Genomic DNA, 20421 nt, shown 5'->3' on the forward strand with positions numbered 1-20421 from the left:
CCGCCCCTCACCCCAAGCCCTCTCCCCGAGGGGAGAGGGAGTTAGAACAATGCCCGACCACGCCACCTCCTCCTCCTCCGCCGTCCAGGCGCAGCTCGACCGGCTGACCGCGCTGTCGCCCGGCGCGGACATCCTCGGCCTCGAGCGCATCACCGCCTTGCTGTCGCGGCTCGGCGATCCGCATCTGTCGCTGCCGCCCGTGTTCCATGTCGCCGGCACCAACGGCAAGGGATCGACCTGCGCGTTCCTGCGCGCCGCGATCGAGGCGGCGGGGCTCGACGTCCATGTCTATTCGAGCCCGCACCTCGTCCGCTTCAACGAACGCATCCGCCTCGCCGGCCGGCTGATCGAGGACGACGCGCTCGCTGCGCTGCTATCCGAGGTGCTCGACCACGCCGCGGACCTGCAGGCGAGCTTCTTCGAGGTCACCACCGCCGCCGCCTTCCTCGCCTTCGCGCGCACGCCCGCCGCGGCGACGATCGTCGAGGTCGGGCTGGGCGGCCGGCTCGATGCGACCAACGTCATCCCGAACCCCGTCGTCACCGGCATCGCCGCGCTCGGGATCGATCATCAGGCGTTTCTCGGCGACACGCTGCTGGCGATCGCGGGCGAGAAGGCAGGCATCGCCAAGCGCGGCGTGCCGCTCGTGACGATGGATTATGCCCGCCCGCTGCGTGCCCGGATCGCCGGGATCGCCGAGGCGGCGGGCGCCCCCGTCCTCGCGCGCGGCGCCGCCTGGACGAGCGGGACGACGCGCACCACGATGCGCTACACCGATGCGGGCGGTACGCTCGTCACCAACCGCCCGCGGCTGGTCGGCCTGCACCAGTCGCGCAACCTCGCGCTCGCGATCGCGATGCTGCGGCATCAGTCGGCGCTCGCCATCCCCGAGGCGGCGATGCGCGCCGCCGCGGACGCCGCGCACTGGCCCGCGCGGATGCAGCGCCTGTCCGACGGCCCGCTCCACGCGCGGCTGCCCGCGGGCAGCGACCTGTGGCTCGACGGCGCGCACAATCCCAATGCCGCACAGCCGGTCGCGCGCGTGCTGCGGACGCTGGCGGCAGGGCGGCCCGCGACGCTCGTGCTCGGCATGCTCGCCAACAAGGATGCCGACGCCGTGCTCGACATTCTCGGCCCGCAGGTCGGCCACGTCGTCGCGCTCCCCGTTCCGGGTCATGCGCACCACGCCCCCGACGCGCTGGCGGCGATCGCCCGACGCGCCGGGTGCAGCGCAGAGACCGCCGCCAGCCCCGCCGAGGCGCTCGACCGCATCGCCGCGCAGGGTGACGCGCCGCAATTCGTGCTGATCGCCGGTTCGCTCTACCTCGCGGGCGAAGTGCTCGCCGGGAACGACGAGCTGCCGCACTGACCCCTTATTGCTATTGACTATCAATAACGAACAAGCGACCTTGGTCTTGTAACCACGGAGTCGCGTATATGACCGATGCCAACCGCTTTGCCGGCACGACGCTCGCCAGCATGACGACGGTGCTGCCGCATCCGCTGCCGTCTTGCGAGAATGCGCGGATCGCGCTGTTCGCGATGCGGCGGATGGGTGCGAACGGGCTTGGCGACGCGCGCGCCGCGCACACGCTGTTCACCGCCTTCGGACAGGGGTTTCGCCGGCCGCTGATCCTGATGCGCGCGCTGATGGCCGATCTCGCGGGCAGCGCCGCGGGGACGATCGCGATCGCGCCCTGCTGCTGCGCGCGGATGACGCCCGCGGAGGCCGCATTGCTGTCGATCCTCGCGCGGGTCGAGACCGCGCCCGACACCGCGCGGCTGCTGATGACCGACCTGCTCGGCGTCCGCCGCGTCGACGGCGTCCTCACCAGCGCCGCCGCAGTCGCCGCCGCCTTCGCGGACGAGGGGCGCCCGGTTACGGGCTGAGCCGGGTCACGCGCCGGGGTCAGTCCGCCCCGGCCGCGATCGCCGGGTCGCGCCGCACGCTTTCGACGACGAACCCCTGACGCCACAGGATCCACAACAGGACGAGCCCCGGCACCGCGACGACCATCGTCAGCATCCAGAAGCCCGGCCAGCCCAGCGCGTTGGCGGCATAGCCCGCGGGCGCCGCCAGCCACGTCCGCCCGACCGCCGCGAACGACGACAGCAGCGCGAACTGCGTGGCGGTATAGGCAAGGTTGGACAGGCCAGAGAGATAGGTGACGAACACCGTCAGCCCGATCCCGCTCGTCACCTGCTCGGTCGCGACCGCGATCGTCAGCCAGGTGTTCGAATGGCCGTGCCAGGCGAGGATCACGAACATGAAGTTGCTGAGCATCATCAGCATGCCCGACACGAACAGCGCGCGGCCGAGGCCGAGCCACGCCATGAACGGCGCGCCCAGTGCGGTCCCGACGATCAGCCCCCAGAACCCGACCAGCTTGTTGATCGCGATGAATTCGGTATCGCTGAACCCCAGCTCGACGATCATCGGGTTCAGCATGCCCTGCCCCATCGCATCGCCCAGCTTGTAGATCAGCACGAACAGCAGGATCAGCACCGCGCCGCGACGCTGGAAGAATTCGCGGAACGGCCCGATGATCGTATCCTCGAGCCAGCGCCCGCGCGACGCCCCATCCTGCGATGCCAGCACCCGGTCATGCAGTCCGCGGCCTGCCCAGAGCGCCGCGAGCGCGCCGGGAATGACGCAGAACGCGGTCAGCCCATAGCCCATCGCCCAGCCGAGCCCGAGCCCTTCGGACGAGGCGATCGCGATCGTGCCGACCCCTGCCGCCAGATTGCCGAGCCGGTAGCCGAACTGGTTGTTCGCGGTCCCGTGCGGCAATTCGTCCTCGGGCAGGATCTCGATCCGGTAAGCGTCGATCACGATATCCTGCGTCGCGCCGAGGAACGCGGTCACGATCGCCCAGAAGGCGAACACCCCGAGATGCTCCTGCGGCGCGCTGAACCCCAGCATCCAGACCGAGCCGAACAGCAGCGCCTGGACGAAGAACAGCCACGCGCGACGCTGCCCGACCCAAGCCGTCAGCACCGGGATCTCGAACCGGTCGATGAACGGCGCCCAGAGGAATTTCAGCGTGTACGGGGTCGTCAGACCGATCGCGAAGCCGATCGTCTTCTTGTCGATCCCGACCTTCGACAGCCAATAGCCCATCGTCCCCAGCAGCAGCGCGAGCGGAAAGCCGCTCGATATCCCGAGCAGCAGCGCCGCGATCGGCCGGGGCCGCAGATAGGGGGCCATGGTGGCGAGCAGGGATCGACGCGGAACGGCTGTGCTGGACATGGCGCGACCATAGCGGGCTGTCGACGCGAGGAAAGGCGGAAGACGTCGTCGCGTCGCCTCGGTCGCGACGAAGCTAAACGCGTGCCGTCAGGCAGGCGAGCTGAACAGCCGCAGACCCGAAGGCAGCTTCTTCGGCTCGCTCCCCGCCATCCGTGCCTCGATCGCCGCGATCGCGGCGAGCAGGTCGCGCTGCGAATAGGGTTTGGAGAGACAGCCCGCGGCCAGCGTCGTCGCCTCGACCGGGCAATTGCCCGTGACGAACAGCACCGGCACCCCGCGCTCCAGCGCAGCCCGCGCCACGTCGAGCCCCGATCCGTCACTCAAACTGACATCGGCCAGGATGAGGTCGATCGCGGACTCGCTTTCGATCACCGCCAGTGCATCGCTGACCCGGTCGACCGTCGCGACCACGGTGAATTTCGATTCGGTCAGGAAATATTCGGTGTCGAACGCGACCAGCGGTTCGTCCTCAACAACCAGCAAGCGGATGATCAGCCGCTTCTTCTTTCCGAACAGCATCGACATCACGCCCCTTCGCGCAACGAATGGTCGTTACGCCCATGCGACATAACGCACCGCACCACGAAGGGTCGCAAATATTTTCGCGCTGCACCCCGATCCATAGTATCAGCCGCGCCATGACGACTTCAAAAGACGATAACCCGACTGCCAGCCCGTCGAACGACGCGCCCGCAACAGCCCCCGCAGCCCCCATCAAGGGCGACCGCATCGCCAAACTGCTCGCCCGCGCGGGCGTCGCATCGCGCCGCGACATCGAACGGATGATCGCCGAGGGGCGCGTCGCGCTCAACGGCACCACGCTCGACACGCCCGCGACGATCCTGCGCAACCTTGCCGGCGTCACCGTCGACGGCGATCCGGTCGAGGCGCCCAGCGCGGCGCGGCTGTTCCTCTATCACAAGCCGACCGGGCTGCTCGTCACCGAGCGTGACCCTGCTGGCCGGACGACGATCTACGACCGCCTGCCGCGCGAACTGCCGCGACTCGTTCCCGTCGGTCGCCTCGATCTCAACACCGAGGGGCTGTTGCTGATGACCACCGACGGTGGCCTCAAGCGCCAGCTCGAACTCCCCGCGACCGGCGTCGAGCGCGCCTATCGCGCGCGCGCCTATGGCAACATCACCCAGCCGCAGCTCGAGGAGCTGATCGAGGGGATCGAGATCGAGGGCGTCCGCTACGGCTCGATCAACGCCAATATCGAACGCCGCACCGGCGCGAACGTCTGGATCGAGATGATCCTGACCGAGGGCAAGAACCGCGAAGTCCGGCGCGTGCTCGAACATCTGGGTCTCCAGGTCTCGCGCCTGATCCGCACCCGCTACGGTCCGTTCGTGCTCGGCGATCTCGCCCCCGGCCAGATCGGCGAAGTGCTGCAGCACGACGTCGTCGCCTTCCAGAAGGAGCTCGCGCGCGGCAAGCCCGAGGGCCCCGGCGCGCGTCCGAACATCGGCATCAGCGCCAGTGCCGGCGCGGGTGCGGGGATCGGCGCCAAGTCGCCCCAGCGTGGCGCCAACGCGCCCCGCCCGGCCCCCTCGGCTCGGCCCGCGACCGCAGCACCGCGCCAGCCCGCGCGCAGCCCCTATGCGGCGCCGGCAAGCTCCGGCTTCTCGAGCGGCGCACCACCGGTCGATCGCGCCGCACGGCCGGCCCGCCCGGCCCGGCCCGAGCGCATCCGCCCGACCGCGGCGATGGTCCGCGGCGACGTCACCGATCCCTGGGCCAAGCCCGATGCGCGCGGCGGCAATCGTGCGGCCGCGACGCATCACGCCCAGCCGACCGGCGCCGGCACCGGTCGCCCGACCTATCGCCAGGAGCGCGCGGACCGCGGCGAAGAGCTGAGCACCAGCCCCAAGATCAAGCATTTCCGCGCCGCCAAGCCGCCCCGCGACCGCGCCGCCCCGACCCGCGTCGGCGGCGGCGGTAGCGGGGGCACGACGGCCCCGCGCCGTCCCGACTCGCCCCAGCGCCAGGACCAGCGCCAGGACCAGCAACGCGGCTTCCGCCCTCAGACGGACGACTCCCGCGCGCGGACCGGTCTCGACAAGCGCGCCGCGCGCAGTGCCGCCGGTCGCCCCGGTGCGGATCCCCGCCCGCCGCGCGACGCCGCACCGCGCCCCGAACGCGGCAGTCGTCCGCCCGCGCCCGGCAAGGGACCATCAGGGGGGCGCGGTCATCCGCCCCGTGCACCACGCGGAGGTAAACGCTGATGCGGATCATCGCAGGCCAGTATCGCGGTCGCCAGATCGTCGCGCCCAAGGGTGACGCGACCCGCCCGACCGCCGATCGCATGCGCGAGGCGCTGTTCTCGATGCTGACCAGCCGCGTCGGCAGTTTCGAAGGCCTCGCGGTCGCCGATCTCTTCGCGGGCTCGGGTGCGCTCGGGATCGAGGCCTTGTCGCGCGGTGCGGGATCGTGCCTGTTCGTCGAGCAGGACAAACCCGCGCTCGATGCGCTGAAGGCCAATCTCGCCAAGCTCGGCATTCGCGGCGACGTCCGCGCGACCTCGGTGATGGCGATGGGCCCCGCGCCCGCGCCGCTCGACATCATCCTGATGGATCCGCCCTATGACACCGGGGCGGGCCTCGTCGCGCTCGACAAGCTCGCGCGGCTCGGCTGGACCAGCCCGGCGACGTGGATCAGCCTCGAGACCGCGAAGGCGGAGGTCGTCCAGCTGCCGGGCTTCGAGGTCGACGCCACGCGCGTCCACGGCAAGGCACGGCTGACGCTGCTGCGCCCCGCCTGACGTCCCCCGCCTGACGTAACGGTCTCCCGCGCAAGCGGGAGACCCCGTCCTACGCGGCGGCGCGGCGCCCGACGATCAGCAGCCCGCCAAGGCTCAGCACCCCCGCGGCCATCAGATACACCCCGACCAGCCCGAGCCCGCGCGGCGCCAGCGCCTCCGCCACGATCGGCGCGAGCGCGCCGCCGAGCACGCCGCCAAGGTTGAACGTCATCGACACGCCGGTATAGCGCACGCCCGCCGGAAACAGGCTCGGCAGCCATCCACCGAGCGGGCCATAGGCGAACCCCATCACGAACAGCGCGCCCGACAGCCAGAGCGACACCGTGACCAGCGATCCCGACCCCAGCATCGGCCCCATCAGCGCGCCGACGACGATGCAGCCGGCGAACCCGATGCTGAGCATCCGCGCCGCCGTATAGCGATCCGCCAGCACGCTCGCGAGGATCACCCCCGCCGCCAGAAACCAGATCGCGACCAGCTCGACGCCCAAAAACGCCTCGCGCGAATAGCCGAGCGTCTTGGTGCCGTAGCCGAGCGCGAATGCGGTCGCGAGATAGAAGAGCGCGAAACACGCGATCACCCCGAACGTCCCCGCCAGCGTCGCGCGCAGATGCCGCGTCAGCAGCTCGGCGATCGGCACGCGCGGGATCGCCTCGGTCTTCTCCGCTTCCAGAAACGCGGGCGTCTCGGTCAGCTTCAGCCGCACCCACAGCCCCAGCCCGACCAGCACCGCGCTGACCAGGAACGGGATCCGCCACCCCCAGGCGAGGAACTGCGCCTCGTCGAGGACCAGGCCGATGATCAGGAACAGCCCGTTGGCGGCGAGAAACCCGACCGGCGCGCCGAGCGGCGGGAACATCCCGAACGTGTTGCGGCGGTGCGGCGGCGCATTCTCGACCGCGAGCAGCGCGGCGCCACCCCATTCGCCGCCCAGCCCCAGCCCCTGCCCCAGCCGCATCAGGCAGAGCAGCGCCGGCGCCCACCAGCCGACCTGCGCATAGGTCGGCAGGAACGCGATCGCGACGGTCGATCCGCCCATCAGCAGCAGCGACGCGACCAGGGTCGACTTGCGCCCGACCCGGTCGCCGAAATGCCCGAACAGCACCGCGCCCACCGGCCGCGCGACGAACGCCAGCCCGAACGTCGCATAGCTCAGCAGCAGCTGCGCCGACGCCGACTGGCCCGCGAAGAACAGCGGCCCGAACACGAGCGCCGCGGCGGTCGCGTAGATGTAGAAGTCGTAAAATTCGACCGCGGTGCCGACCAGGCTGGCGGCGAGGATGCGGCGGCTGGACCTAAGCGTGCTCATGCCGCGTGCATCGCCGCCCGCCGCCGCCCCGTCAATCGCGCGCTCGGCTTTAGCGCCCCAAGGCGTGCGCCAACCCGAGCAGCATCCAGTACAGCCCGCCCGACAACAGCATCGCAACCGGCAGCGTCATGATCCACGCCAGCCCCATGTTCACCAGCGTCCGCCGCTGCAGCCCGCCGCCATTTGCGACGCTCGCGCCCGCAACGCCCGACGACAGGATATGCGTCGTCGACACGGGCAGGCCGAACCGGTCCGCCATCAGGATCGTCGCCGCCGCGACCAGCTCCGCCGACGCACCCATGCCATAGGTCAAATGCGACTTGCCGATCCGTTCGCCGACGGTGACGACGATCCGCTTCCACCCGACCATCGTGCCGAGCCCGAGCGCGAGCGCGACCGTGACTTTCACCCAGATCGGGATGTAGCGCGTCCCCTGCTCGAGCCCGCCGCCATAGGTTTTCAGCTCCGTGATCTCCTGCGCGGTAAAGCGCGCCTGCGCGGTCTTGTCCGCCGCGACCAGCTTGGTGGTGTCGAGCACGAGGTACATGTCGTTGCGCAGGTTCGATGTCGCCGCAGCGGGCACCTTGCCGAGCGAGCCATAGCCCTCGATCCGGCGGGTGACGTCGTTCGACAGCGTGGCGAGCGCGCCATAGACGACGGGCTCGGCGACCTGCTTGGATTTCAGCGCGGTGGTGACGCGCGCGCGGGCGGCCTCGACCGTGGCGGGGGCGCCGTCGGCATGCGCGGCATAGGCCGACGACGCCGCGCGGGCGCTCTGGACGAACGCCGGCGTCGCGCTTTCGGGCATCGTCCGGTTCAGCGCATAAGCGGTCGGCGCGCAGCCGATCAGGATGAGCATGATCAGCCCCATCCCCTTCTGGCCGTCATTGCTGCCATGCGCAAAGCTGACCGCGGTGCACGTCCCGATCAGCAGCGCGCGGATCCCGCGCGGCGGCGGCGTATCGCTCTCGGGCGCCTCGTACAGCTTGCGATCGCGCAGGAAGCGCTTCATCACCAAGAGCATCAGCAGCGCGCCGACGAAGCCGACCACCGGGCTGAACGCGAGCGCGGAGAGCACCTTGGTCACCTGCGCCATGTCGACGCCCGACGTGCCGTCCGCGCCGCCGTTGATCAGCTGGTTGGCGAGCCCGACGCCGAGGATCGAGCCGATCAGGGCATGGCTCGACGAATTGGGCAGCCCGACCGCCCAGGTCGCGAGGTTCCACAGGATCGCCGCGAGCAGCAGCGCGAAGATCATCGCAAACCCGCCCGCGCTGCCGACGTTGAGGATCAGGTCGACCGGCAGCAGCGTGATGATTGAATAGGCCACCGCGCCCGACGACGTCATCACGCCGACGAAATTGAAGAATCCCGACCAGACGACCGCGAGCGGCGCGGGCATCGAATGCGTGTAGATGACCGTCGCGACCGCATTGGCGGTGTCGTGGAAGCCGTTGACGAATTCGAACCCGAGCGCGATCAGCAGCGCGAGCCCGAGGAACGCGAACGCACCGACCGCGAGCGTCTCGCCGACCTGCGCGGTATCGGTGGCGATGCTGAACCCCGCATAAGCCAGCCCCCCCAGCAATATTGCCAGAAAGATCCAGCGCCCGGCCGGATGCAGATCATGATCGAGCCGCGGTCCGCTGCGCGGTGCGCGGTCGATCGCGTCGACCGTTAATGGGGAAGTAGCCATGATCGCGCAGTCGGCCCTAACGATTACAACTTTATGACAACGCGATGCATCGCCGCGCGGCGATACCAGAATGACACAGTGACGAACCCCGCGCGGCGCGCGACCGCCCATGATCCTCCCCCGCCGGGGGAGGCAGGCACAGCCTGACGGCGGGGGAGGACCGCCGCGCCTTTGACAGAGCGGTCCTCCTCCAATCGCGCATCGGATCGAGCGCGAAGACGCTACCGCCCCGCGAGGCTTGCCAGCTGCGTCCCGTTGCGCGTCAGCAACGCGGCGGTCTGGACCGTGGCGTCCTGCATCATTTCCGCGCGGCACCGGCGCGACTCGGCAAAGGCATTCAGCCCGCCGGTCCGCGGGGCGCAGGTCCGGTTGACCGCCGACTGCACGCGACGCGCGAGCACGCGCCGGCCGGCGTCGCTGGCCAGGTCTAGGCCGGCATGCGAGACACGGATCGTGACGGGGTCGCGCACCGGATCGGCGGCAGCGCCGGTCGCAAAAAGGCACGCGGAAGCGATCGCCGCCGAAGCGACGCTGTGGAGGATCTTCATGATGACGTCCTTTGCTGGTCCTGCGGTCCGCAGGCACACCGCCTGCGCGCGACTAAGCCTGACCGTCGGGAGGACCGTCTCTGCGCGGCCTCTCCGACGAAAACCCTCGTCGCTGCGCACGCCCTACGCCCGGATCGTTACGCGCCCGCGACGGTTTGGCGACGGTTCGTCGGTCGCCCCGCGATTTCGATCACCCCGCACCCGGACGGCGACGGCACGCCCGTTCACATCCCCGGATAGCGCGCGAATTCGGGCAGGCTCGCCAGGTCCGCCATCCACGCCAGCCGCTCCGCGACCTGGATTTGCGCGCCCGGTGCAACCGACTCGGGATCGTCGAGCGTGCACGACTGGATGTCGATGATCCCCGGCAGCGCGACCGGGTTGGTGTAGAACAGGCCCGTCCCGCACGCCCCGCAGAACAGCCGCCGCCCGTGCTCGGACGACGCATAGGTCACCGGATCGCCCGAAATCGTCACCTGCTCGGTCCTGAACGCGATCCAGCCGACCATCGGCGCGCCTGCGCTTCGGCGGCAATCCTCACAATGGCACAGCGCATGATGCGCCGCCTCGCCCGTCGCGACATAGTGGATCGCTCCGCAATGGCATCGTCCCGACAACATGCACGCCTCCTGTTGATATTCTCGATTTGTTCCACACATCGCTGCGTCGTGCAAGCCTTAGCCGCTTGCCCGATCGCGCCCCGTTCCCTACCTGTTCACCGGTGAACCAGATCGCCCATCCGTCCGACGCAAACCGCCAGCCGCCCTATCTCCGCGGCCTCAACGATCCCCAGCGCGAGGCGGTGCTGACCACCGACGGCCCCGTCCTGATCATCGCCGGCGCGGGCACCGGCAAGACCGCGGCGCTGACCGCGCGACTCGCGCACCTGATCTTCACCAAGAAGGCGTGGCCGTCGGAGATCCTCTCGGTCACCTTCACCAACAAGGCCGCACGCGAGATGCGCGAGCGCGTCGGGCGCCTCGTCGGCGACGCGGTCGAGGGGATGCCGTGGCTCGGTACCTTCCACGCGATCGCCGCCAAGATGCTGCGCCGCCATGCCGAGCTCGTCGGGCTGCAGTCCAACTTCACGATCCTCGACACCGACGACCAGCTGCGGTTGCTCAAGCAGCTCATCCTCGCCGCCGATATCGACGAGAAGCGTTTCCCGACGCGCAGCCTCGCCGGGCTGATCGACCAGTGGAAGAACAAGGGCCTCGTCCCCGCCGATATCGATGCGGGCGAGAGCGAGCGCTACGCCAATGGCCGCGGCGGCGAGCTGTACGAGCAATATCAGACCCGGCTGCGCGCGCTCAACGCGTGCGATTTCGGCGACCTGCTGCTCCACATGCTCGTCATCCTGAAGACTCACCGCGACGTGCTCGCCCAGTATCAGCAGCGCTTCAAATACATCATGGTCGACGAGTATCAGGACACCAACTCGTCGCAATATCTCTGGCTGCGGCTGCTCGCGCAGGAACGCAAGAACATCGCCTGTGTCGGCGACGACGACCAGTCGATCTATTCGTGGCGCGGCGCGCAGGTCGAGAACATCCTGAAGTTCGAGCGCGACTTTCCGGGCGCGAAGGTCATCCGCCTCGAACAGAATTACCGCAGCACGCCGCACATCCTAGGCGCAGCCTCGGGCGTGATCGCCAACAATGGCGGCCGCCTCGGCAAGCAGCTCTGGACCGAGCTCGACGTCGGCGAGAAGGTGAAGGTCATCGGCGTCTGGGACGGCCCCGAGGAAGCGCGCCGCGTCGGCGAGGAAATCGAGAGCGTCCGCCGCACGGGCAAGAGCCTCGACGAGGTCGCGATCCTCGTCCGCGCGCAGCACCAGACGCGCGAGTTCGAGGACCGCTTCATCGCGATCGGCATGCCATACAAGATCGTCGGCGGCTTCCGCTTCTACGAACGCGCCGAGATCCGCGACGCGCTCGCCTATCTCCGCGTCGTCAACCAGCCCGCGGACGACCTCGCCTTCGAACGCATCGTCAACGTCCCCAAGCGCGGCCTGGGCGACAAGGCGGTCGCGCGCATCCACCAGCTCGCGCGCGCCACCGGCACCCCGCTGACCACCGCCGCCGCCCGCATCCTCGACACCGACGAGCTGACCGGGGCCGCCAAGAAGTCGCTCGGCCGCCTCGTCGGCGACATCGCGCGCTGGCGCGACATGGCGACCAGCCTGCCCCACGCCGAACTCGCACGACAATTGCTCGACGAGAGCGGCTATACCGCGATGTACCAGGCCGAGAAATCGGTCGAGGCGACCGGCCGGCTCGAGAATCTGAGCGAACTCGTCCGCGCGATGGAGGAATATGATTCGCTCGGCGCATTCCTCGAACATGTCTCGCTCGTCATGGACAATGAGGGCGGCGCGCAGGATCCGCAGGTCACGATCATGACGATCCACGCCGCCAAGGGCCTCGAATACGACACCGTCTTCTGCGTCGGCTGGGAGGAAGGGCTGTTCCCCTCGCAGCGCTCGCTCGACGAGGGCGGCGTGAAGAGCCTCGAGGAGGAACGCCGCCTCGCCTATGTCGCGATCACCCGCGCGCGTCGCCTCGCCGTCATTCTCCACGCCGCCAATCGCCGCATCTACGGCCAGTGGAATTCGTCGATCCCCTCCCGCTTCGTCGCCGAACTGCCCGACGAGCATACCGACACCGAGACGACGATGTCGGGCGGCGCGAGCCTGTGGCAGGCGAACTGGTCCGACCGCGCCGATCCGTTCGCCGACGTCGCACGCGGCACCGGCCGCGGCCCCGGCTGGCAGCGCGCGGCCACCCCCGGCGGCGGCTTCTCGACCAAACCCGCCCGCGTCGTCGAAAGCCGCGCGAGCGCGATCAGCCTCGGCAACAAGGGTCGCGACGACCTCTCGCTCGGCCAGCGCGTGTTCCACCAGAAATTCGGCTATGGCAGCATCGCCGAGATCGAGGGCAACAAGCTCGAGATCGACTTCGAACAGGCCGGCCGCAAGCGCGTCATGGACAGCTTCGTCACGATCGCGCCGTAAGACGACCGGTCGGCGCCAACCTGTACGGGAGCCGACAACCCCGTTCAGGAACGATGCCGAACCAGGATCGTATCGTCCTTCCAGCCCGATCTCGGGCAAGAGGACACGTCATGAAGTTTACGCATCTCATCGCCGCCGGGCTCGCCTTCGCCACGCTCGGCCTCGGCGTGGCCGCGCCCGCCGAAGCCCAGCGCGATCGGGGCCATAGCCAGCAGTATCGCGACAACGATCATCGCGGTGATCACCGTGCCGATCGTCGCGACTATCGCCGCAACGACCATCGCGGTCGCCACGACGGCCGCCGCTTCCGCGGCCGCGACAATGACCGCCGCAACTGGAACAACAATCGCCGCTGCCGCACCGAATGGCGCAACCATCGTCGCGTCCAGATCTGTCGTTGACGAAAGCCGGGTGGCGGCGCGATGTCGCCACCCGTTACCGGGACACCCCCCCGTGCCACCCAACCGTGAAAGGATTTCGATCATGAAGCGTTCTCTCGGCCTCGCGACGATGATCGCCGCGACCTGCCTGTCCGCCGCCGCACCCGCCGTCGCGCAGACCAGTGCCGACAACGCCCGTTTCGCCGCCGCCCAGGCGCGCCTCGACAGCGAGTTGCAGATCTTCCGCGAGGAATTCGATCGCTACCAGTCGCTGCGCGGCAATCGTGGCGGCAGCTATGTTCCGCCGGCGCCGCAGGGCGGCTATCGCCAGGCACCCGACCGGTACGAAGGCGGCTACCCCGACGAACGCGACGAGGGCAATTACGACCCGGCCCGCGACTATCGCGTCGGCCCGAATTATCAGGAGCGCACCCTGTCCGCCAACGACCGCGTCTATGCGGGGCAGGACGGCCGCTATTACTGCAAGCGCAACGACGGCACGACCGGGCTGATCATCGGCGCAGCCGGTGGCGGCATCCTCGGCAACGTGATCGACGGCGGCCGCTCGCGGATCGTCGGTTCGCTGCTCGGCGCGGCCGCGGGTGGCCTCGCCGGCCGCGCGGTCGAGCAGAACAACAGCCAGATCCGCTGCCGCTAAGGCGGCCGCTCACCGCAGTCTTATGTTCCCCCGCGAAGGCGGGGGCCCAGGGTTACCCGCCACAGCGCCCGTAACCCTGGACTCCGCCTTCGCGGGAGAACAGCAGGCGTGCGCCCTACTTCGCCGGCCCCATCAGCTTCTGCGCGAAATAGGTCATCTGCAGCGCCTGCATCCGCGCCCCCTGCTCGATGTCCGCATCGCCCGAATGCCCGCCCGCGGTATCCTCGTAGAACAGATACGGCAGGCCATATTCCTTCAGCCGCGCGGCGAACTTGCGCGCATGCTGCGGCCCGACCCGGTCGTCCTTGGTCGTCGTCCAGATATAGGGCTCAGGGTAAGCCCCGCCGCGCTTGATGTTCTGATAGGGCGAGATCGTCTCGAGAAACGCCTTTTCCGCGGGGATCTTCACCGACCCATATTCGTCGACCCATGACGCGCCCGCGGCGATCTGTTCGTAGCGGATCATGTCGAGCAGCGGCACCTGGATCGTCACCGCCTTCCACAATTCGGGATGCTGGTTGAACTCGACCCCCATCAGCAGCCCGCCATTCGACCCGCCATAGATGCCGAGCGTCGCCGGGCTGGTCAGCTTGCGTGCGATCAGGGCCTGCCCGACCGCGGCGAAATCGTCATAGATGATCTGCCGCTTGGTCTTGCGCCCCGCATCATGCCATTTCGGCCCGAATTCGCCGCCGCCGCGGATATTGGCGAGCACGAAGCTGCCCCCGCGCTCGAGCCACAGCTTGCCCATCACCCCCGAATAATAGGGCGTCATCGACGATTCGAACCCGCCATAGGCGGTCATGATCGTCGGCGTGGTGCCGTCGAGCGGCACGTCCTTCCGGTGGACGATGAAATAGGGGATCTTCGTCCCGTCGGTCGAGACCGCCTCGAACTGCTCGACGACGTCGCGCGACGCATCGAACTTCGCGGGCAGCGCCTTGATCTGCTTCGGCACGCCGCCAGGCCCCGCATCGAGCGTCCACAAGGTCGTCGGCGCGAGGAAGCCCGTCACCTGGACGAACGTCGCATTGCTGCGATCGGTCGTGCTCGCGACGTCGACCGAGGCATTGTCGGGCAGCGCGACCGCGCGCGACGTCCAGCCCCCCTTGCCATGCGTGAACACCATCGCCCGGCCGCGGACATTGTCATAGACGCTGGCGACCACGTGATCGCGCGTCACCGACACGCCGTCGACCGACTGGCGATCGGTCGGCGCGAAGACCAGAGTCGGCGTGAACCGGCCCTTACGCACCTCGGCGAGCGGCGCCGAGGCGATCGCGCCGGCGGGGATCCGCCCCCACGCCTCGCTGGTCGAGAAGATCACCTGCCCGTCGACCATGCCCGAGGGAAAGACGCGGTCGGGAACGTCGAGCTTCACCAGCCCGGCCGGCGTGACGACATGCTTCTCGCCGCCGAAAAAGGTCGGGCGCCGCTGGATCATCGTCACGCGGTTGCCCTGCCCGTCGGTCATCACGCTGGCATAGGTGCCGAGCTGGTCCGACGCCTCGCCGCGGAAGATCTCGCGCGCGGCGCTCAGCGGCTGGCCGCGCTTCACCTCCTTGACGACGAACGGATAGCCCGACGCGGTCATCGACCCCGCACCCCAGTCGCGCGCGACCAGCAATATGTCCTTGTCGACCCAGCTCGCGCCCTGTTTCGACGTCGACAGCGCAAAGCCGTTCGCGACGAACTGCCCGGTCTGCAGATCGAATTCGCGGTAGGACACCGCATCCTCGCCGCCCTCGGACAGCGAGACGAGGCACAGCCGCTCGTCGGGCTGGAGGCAGGTCGCGCCCTTCCACACCCATTTCTTGCCCTCGGCCTTGCTCAGCGCGTCGAGATCGAGCGCGGTCGTCCAGGCAGGATCGGCCTGCGCGTAGCCCGCCTCGCTCGTCCAGCGCCAGATGCCCTGCGGATGCTCGGCATCGCGCCAGAAATTGTAGATCCGGCCGAAGCGCTGGTCGGGCATCGGGATCCGGTCCTTCGCCGCCGCGATCGCCAGCGCCTCGGCATAGAAGCTCTTGTAGCGCGGATCGTTCTGCAACCGGGGAAGCGTCTTGGCATTCTCCGCCTCGACCCAGGCGAGCGGCTTGGCGCCATCCTTGTCCTCAAGCCAGATATAGGGGTCGGCGGCGGTGTCCGCGGCCGGGGTCGGGGTTGGGGTTATCTGGTTGTTTGCGACCTCAGCAACCAGACCGTGTGGCCGTTCGCTGCGGTGACACCCCTCTAGGGCCCATCCCCAATCCCGTCAAACGCAAATTTCACTTTTATGGCAATTTTTGCGAACTGGCGGCTGCGGCGCTCCTATAACGCTCCCGTCCTGCTTCCCGCCCCTCTCGTCCGTGGGGTCGTTCGAATGCGCGGCCCGGTACTGCCGTACCAACGGTCTCATCGTATTCAGATGCTGCAGAGGAAAACACGAAAAAACCGGCGCACGCTGCTTGCGTACGCCGGTTCTGTCTTTCGCCAGCCCGACATCAGTCGGACAGGAATTACTTGCGGAGCGTGAGACCGCCACCGAAACGCTTGTTGAAGCGGGCGACCTGGCCACCGGTGTCGAGCATGGTGCCGCGACCGCCGGTCCACGCCGGATGCGCGAGCGGATCGATTTCGAGCGTCATCACATCGCCTTCCTTGCCCCAGGTCGACCGGGTCTGGTACTTGGTACCATCGGTCATCTGGATCGTGATCATGTGATAGTCGGGATGCGTATCGGCCTTCATCGTATGTCTCCGGTATAAACGGCTGGTTCCGACCAGCCTAAAGCACGGCGGGCCCGTACACACAGCGGCGCCGCGATGCAAGCGAGCCCCCCGTTTCGGCAATTACGCCTTAGGCGGGTCGGCGATCATCGCGGTGAAATTCGCTTCTGCGACCAGCTGACCGTCAACCAGGGCGCGCCCTGCGAATTTACAGACGCTTGCACGCTTCTGCACGAACGTCACGTCGAGCTGAAGCAGAACCCCGGGCTCGACCGGCTTGCGAAACTTCGCACCGTCGATCGCCATGAAATAGACAAGCTTTCCCGAACCCGCGAGACCTAGAGATTCGACCGCCAATATGCCGGCGGCTTGCGCCATCGCCTCGACGATCAGCACGCCGGGCATAATCGGCCTGCCGGGGAAATGCCCCTGAAAGAACTGCTCGTTCATCGACACCGCCTTGATGGCGCTGATCGATGTGTCGGGGACGAGATCCACGACACGATCAACCAGCAACATCGGATAGCGGTGCGGCAATGCCGCCATCACCCGGCCGATATCGAGCGGTCCGCTCGATCGACCGGGCGCGGCGTCAGCCAGGTCGACGTTCACGTTATCCGTGCTCACCGACGATGTTCTCAGCGGCCCTGCGGCGTCGTGCGCGCAGGCGTCGCGCGGGCGGGTGCCGCTGCGGCAGGTGCGGCTGCCCCACCCTGCTGGCCCTGCTGGTTCGGCTGCCAGCCGGCAGGCGGCGTGATGCCGACCGTCGGGACGAGACGATCGAGTTCGGCCGTGATCGACGCCGTGATATCGGCAGCCGGCTGTGCGAACAATGCGGCATCCGGACGAAGCAGCAAGGTCACGTTCTTGGCGCGGACCGCGTTGCTGACCGCATCGCCGAGCTTCGCCTGGATCTGTTCGATGACATATTGCTGGGCGCGCTGTGCCGGCTGGGTCAGACGGGCGAGTTCCTGGTTTGCCGCGGTCTCGCGTGCCTGGATCGCCTGAGCCTGGCTCTGGAGCGACGCCGCATTCGGGGTCGGCGCGCGCTGTGCGGTTTGGAAGGCGGTCACGAGCGGCTGGAGTTCGCGGGCGATCGCCTGGCGGCGGGTTTCGGCCTGGTCGAGCTGTGCCTTGTAGGTCGTCTCGATCTGGCCACGCGCGGTGGTCCAGGCCTTGGAGCCTGCGATCGCGCCCTGCGGGTCGGCGACCGCGATACCCGAAACCTGGGCCTGCGCCGGTGCGACGATCGCCGCCGGTGCGAGCACGGCTGCGGCGAGAAGAAGCGTCTTGAACGTCGTCATCAGAACTGTGTCCCTACGTTGAAAGTAATAAGCTTGGGGTCATCGCCCGGCTGCGTCAGGATCGCCTTGGCAAGATCGATACGCAGCGGGCCGAACGGCGAATTCCAATTCACGCCGATACCGACCGACAGACGCGGTCGCGGCGAATTGCCAAGGAAGGTCTCCTTGAACGGCGCGATCGCGCTGGTCGCAATGACATTGGCCTCGGCACCCGCGCAGGCGCCGCCGAGCGTATCGGAATAGCCCGTCTGACACGTCGTCGCCCGCTGCGCCGTTTCGGTCGCGCCGGTCGGCGTGTAGGTGTTGAAATAGAGCTGGCGGCCAGCGCTATCGAACAACGGCGTGTTGATCGGCAACACGGTGACATTGCCGGCCGCGTCGACCGACGTTGGGAAGACGGCGGTCGGTAATGGCTTGGTGATGCCGAACAGGCTGCCGATCTGCGCGTAGATGGTCGGGCGAAGCCCCAGTTCGCGCGCGCCAGAGCCCAGCGGAATCTCAATTTCGGCACGAGCCAGATAATAAGCCCGGCCGCCAAGCGCGTCGTCGACGATCTGGTTGCGATCGGTCACTACCGTCTGCGTGCCATCGGCCGCAGTGACATATTGCTGGCGCAGGACCCGCGGACCGACGCCGCGAATGTCAAAGCCACGGAATTGCGGCTCGCCGAGATAGAAGCGGTCGGTGATGCGGACGCGGTCGACACCCTCGCCACGGCTCTTCTCGAGCGAGTGGATATAGCCGCCCTCGGCGATGATCGAGCCGATAAAGCCGCTGCCGAGGTTCCAGAACTTCGATCCTTCGGCGCGCGTACGGATATACTTCACGTCGCCGCCCAAACCGGCAAAGTCCTGGCTGAACGAGAAGCGCTGCCCGGCGGTCGGACGCAAACGGCTGTTCAGCGTATCGTAGATCAGCGAATAGCCGATCGACGACGTCCAGCGATTGCCGAGTGCCTCACAGAGGTAGCGCCCGGCCTTGAGCGGGTCGCAGACGCCGTTGGTGAAATAGGAGGCCTGATCGAGGCCGACTTCGTCATAGGACAGGCCGTAGCGGCCCGACAGCGACCAGAACTCGGTCAGCGGCACACCGGCACGGATCTGGAAGCCCGTCGAGACCTGTGAATAAGTCGTCTGGCGGTCGTTCCCGACATAGTTGAACGAATTGTAATCGCGCCGGAATATGTCGCCACCGAGCGCGATGTTCTTGTCGAACAGATAGGGCTCGGTGAAGCCCAGCTCGATCGACTTCGAATAGCTCGAATAGTTCACGCCGGCGCGCAGTTCCTGGCCCTTGCCGCGGAAATTGCGCTGCGTGATGTTCGCCTGGATGATGAACCGCTCGAGGCTCGAATAGCCCGCCGACAGCTGCAATTCGCCGGTCGAGCGCTCTTCCAGATTCGTTTCAAGGATCACGCGATCGGGCGCGGAGCCCGGCGTCTGCTTGATCTCCATCTTGTCCTGGAAATAACCGAGCGAGTTGATGCGATCCTGCGAGCGCTTCACCTGGAAGCTGTTGAACGCGTCGCCCTCGGCAAGACGGATCTCGCGACGCACGACCTTGTCCTGCGTCTGCGAATTGCCGTTGATTTCGACCCGCTCGACATAGGTGCGCTTCGCTTCGGCGATGTTGAAGTTGATACCCATGGTCAGGGTATCGACATCCTTCTGGAACTCCGGGTTCACCTCGGTGAACGCATAGCCGAAGAGGCCCGCGGTCTGGCTCAAATTGTCGACCGAATCCTCGACGAGCTTCGCGTTATACCACTCGCCCTTCTTGAGCGGCAGCGTCGAGGCGAGCTTCTTGTTGTCGAAGTCGCGGATCTGGCTGTCGACGGTGACGTCACCGAATTTGTAGCGCTTGCCCTCCTCCACCACGTACGTGATGATGAAGTCCTTCTTGTCCGGCGTCAGCTCGGCGACCGCGGACGTGACGCGGAAATCGGCATAGCCCTCGGTCAGGTAGAACTGGCGCAGCTTCTGCTGGTCGTAGCTCAGACGATCCTGGTCATAGCTCGTCGCCGAGGACAGGAGGCGGAACAGCCGCGCCTGCTTGGTCGCCATCTGGCCGCGGATCTTGTCGTCCGAGAACACCTCGTTGCCGAGGATGTTGATCTGGCGGACCTTGGACTTCGGCCCTTCGCTGATCTCGAACACGACATCGACGCGGTTCTGGTCGAGATTGACCATCTTGGGATCGACGACCGCGGCGAAGCGGCCCTGCCGGCGATAGAGCTCGATGATCCGCGCGATGTCCTGGCGGACCGCGGTGCGCGTGAAGATCTGCCGCGGCGCGAGCTTGATCTCTTTCGTGATCTTGTCCGCCTTGAGCGCCTTGTTGCCCTCGAGGATCACGCGGTTGATGATCGGATTCTCGCGGATGCGCAGGACGATATTGCCGTCCTCAACCCCGGCGATCGAGTAATCCGCGAACAGGTCGCTCGCCTGCAGGTCCTTGAGCGCCTGGTCGAGCGTTTCGGCCGTGTACGGGATGCCGACGCGGAGCTTGGTGTAGCTCAACACGGTCTCGGGCTCGATGCGCTGCGAGCCTTCGACACGCAAAGTCTTGATCAGGGTCTGGGATACAGGCGCCGCTACGGGCGTTGTAGGAGCAGATGCAGGGGCAGCCGCTTGTGCACGCGGCGGACCGGATCGTGCCTGAGCCGCGGGCGCGGCCCCCGTAGGAGCGACCTGTGCCCAGACCGGCACGCCGGACAGCATCGTACCTGCCAGGAGCAGGGCGCCGTTACGCGCCAAAGTGTAACCGTTGATTGCTGTCACCAAACCCACCCCAA

General features: G+C 67.7%; 18 protein-coding genes. 6 read left to right on the forward strand and 12 right to left on the reverse strand.

Annotated features, from left to right (window positions below; all coding sequences use genetic code 11):
• The first annotated feature begins 49 nt into the window (after window positions 1–49).
• Both GV027_RS03835 and GV027_RS03840 read left to right on the forward strand, forming a co-directional pair.
• The gene (locus GV027_RS03835; protein ID WP_159511047.1) at window positions 50–1369 is read left to right on the forward strand and encodes a bifunctional folylpolyglutamate synthase/dihydrofolate synthase; all 1320 of its coding nucleotides are present in this window, start codon (window positions 50–52) and stop codon (window positions 1367–1369) included.
• 68 nt (window positions 1370–1437) lie between these two features.
• On the forward strand, window positions 1438–1890 hold the full coding sequence (locus tag GV027_RS03840; RefSeq protein ID WP_159511048.1) for a DUF6628 family protein: 453 nt from the start codon (window positions 1438–1440) through the stop codon (window positions 1888–1890).
• A gap of 19 nt (window positions 1891–1909) precedes the next feature.
• Here the strand turns inward: GV027_RS03840 and GV027_RS03845 are convergent, their stop codons facing one another.
• Both GV027_RS03845 and GV027_RS03850 read right to left on the reverse strand, forming a co-directional pair.
• Window positions 1910–3250, reverse strand: a complete 1341-nt coding sequence (locus tag GV027_RS03845) for an AmpG family muropeptide MFS transporter (RefSeq protein WP_159511049.1) — start codon at window positions 3248–3250, stop codon at window positions 1910–1912.
• Window positions 3251–3337: 87 nt separating this feature from the next.
• Entirely contained in the window at window positions 3338–3769 is a 432-nt protein-coding gene (locus tag GV027_RS03850; protein ID WP_037530970.1) for a response regulator, read from the reverse strand.
• A 119-nt stretch (window positions 3770–3888) separates the two neighbouring features.
• On the opposite strand from GV027_RS03850, the gene GV027_RS03855 reads away from it, so the two are divergent.
• A complete protein-coding gene (locus tag GV027_RS03855; protein ID WP_159511050.1) occupies window positions 3889–5478 on the forward strand; it encodes a pseudouridine synthase in 1590 nt (529 codons plus the stop codon).
• A complete protein-coding gene (gene rsmD, locus GV027_RS03860; RefSeq protein ID WP_037530705.1) occupies window positions 5478–6014 on the forward strand; it encodes a 16S rRNA (guanine(966)-N(2))-methyltransferase RsmD in 537 nt (178 codons plus the stop codon). The genes GV027_RS03855 and rsmD overlap by 1 nt, the downstream gene beginning before the upstream one ends.
• 49 nt (window positions 6015–6063) lie before the next feature.
• On the opposite strand, the gene GV027_RS03865 is transcribed toward rsmD, so the two are convergent.
• The 4 genes from GV027_RS03865 to GV027_RS03880 all read right to left on the reverse strand — a co-directional run bounded on the left by GV027_RS03865 (window position 6064) and on the right by GV027_RS03880 (window position 10187).
• The gene (locus GV027_RS03865; protein WP_159511051.1) at window positions 6064–7323 is read right to left on the reverse strand and encodes an MFS transporter; all 1260 of its coding nucleotides are present in this window, start codon (window positions 7321–7323) and stop codon (window positions 6064–6066) included.
• Window positions 7324–7372: 49 nt separating this feature from the next.
• Complete coding sequence (locus GV027_RS03870) at window positions 7373–9019, reverse strand: inorganic phosphate transporter (protein WP_159511052.1); 1647 nt, start codon at window positions 9017–9019, stop codon at window positions 7373–7375.
• Window positions 9020–9240: 221 nt separating this feature from the next.
• Entirely contained in the window at window positions 9241–9567 is a 327-nt protein-coding gene (locus tag GV027_RS03875; RefSeq protein WP_031396464.1) for a UrcA family protein, read from the reverse strand.
• A gap of 224 nt (window positions 9568–9791) precedes the next feature.
• The gene (locus tag GV027_RS03880; RefSeq protein ID WP_159511053.1) at window positions 9792–10187 is read right to left on the reverse strand and encodes a GFA family protein; all 396 of its coding nucleotides are present in this window, start codon (window positions 10185–10187) and stop codon (window positions 9792–9794) included.
• 101 nt (window positions 10188–10288) lie between these two features.
• Here GV027_RS03880 and GV027_RS03885 point away from each other — a divergent pair, with 101 nt between their 5' ends.
• Complete coding sequence (locus tag GV027_RS03885) at window positions 10289–12580, forward strand: ATP-dependent helicase (RefSeq protein WP_414711855.1); 2292 nt, start codon at window positions 10289–10291, stop codon at window positions 12578–12580.
• Window positions 12581–12624: 44 nt separating this feature from the next.
• On the opposite strand, the gene GV027_RS03890 is transcribed toward GV027_RS03885, so the two are convergent.
• The gene (locus GV027_RS03890; RefSeq protein WP_159511054.1) at window positions 12625–13065 is read right to left on the reverse strand and encodes a hypothetical protein; all 441 of its coding nucleotides are present in this window, start codon (window positions 13063–13065) and stop codon (window positions 12625–12627) included.
• Here GV027_RS03890 and GV027_RS03895 point away from each other — a divergent pair.
• Complete coding sequence (locus GV027_RS03895) at window positions 13064–13618, forward strand: glycine zipper 2TM domain-containing protein (RefSeq protein ID WP_031440853.1); 555 nt, start codon at window positions 13064–13066, stop codon at window positions 13616–13618. The genes GV027_RS03890 and GV027_RS03895 overlap by 2 nt on opposite strands.
• A 115-nt stretch (window positions 13619–13733) precedes the next feature.
• Here GV027_RS03895 and GV027_RS03900 read toward each other — a convergent pair whose 3' ends face one another.
• The 5 genes from GV027_RS03900 to bamA form a co-directional block, all read right to left on the reverse strand.
• Window positions 13734–15815, reverse strand: a complete 2082-nt coding sequence (locus GV027_RS03900) for a prolyl oligopeptidase family serine peptidase (protein WP_159512721.1) — start codon at window positions 15813–15815, stop codon at window positions 13734–13736.
• A gap of 298 nt (window positions 15816–16113) precedes the next feature.
• Window positions 16114–16344: a 50S ribosomal protein L31 gene (rpmE, locus tag GV027_RS03905; protein ID WP_031393312.1), complete on the reverse strand. Its 231-nt coding sequence runs from the start codon at window positions 16342–16344 to the stop codon at window positions 16114–16116.
• 102 nt (window positions 16345–16446) lie between these two features.
• The gene (gene fabZ, locus GV027_RS03910) at window positions 16447–16923 is read right to left on the reverse strand and encodes a 3-hydroxyacyl-ACP dehydratase FabZ (RefSeq protein WP_056681348.1); all 477 of its coding nucleotides are present in this window, start codon (window positions 16921–16923) and stop codon (window positions 16447–16449) included.
• A 38-nt stretch (window positions 16924–16961) separates the two neighbouring features.
• Window positions 16962–17627, reverse strand: coding sequence for an OmpH family outer membrane protein (locus tag GV027_RS03915; RefSeq protein WP_031439361.1), 666 nt, complete (start codon window positions 17625–17627; stop codon window positions 16962–16964).
• The gene (gene bamA / locus GV027_RS03920) at window positions 17627–20347 is read right to left on the reverse strand and encodes an outer membrane protein assembly factor BamA (RefSeq protein WP_081877562.1); all 2721 of its coding nucleotides are present in this window, start codon (window positions 20345–20347) and stop codon (window positions 17627–17629) included. The genes GV027_RS03915 and bamA overlap by 1 nt, the downstream gene beginning before the upstream one ends.
• Window positions 20348–20421 lie beyond the last annotated feature (74 nt).

The sequence above is a fragment of the Sphingomonas sp. T1 genome (assembly GCF_902506585.1).
Taxonomy (GTDB): domain Bacteria; phylum Pseudomonadota; class Alphaproteobacteria; order Sphingomonadales; family Sphingomonadaceae; genus Sphingomonas; species Sphingomonas aerolata.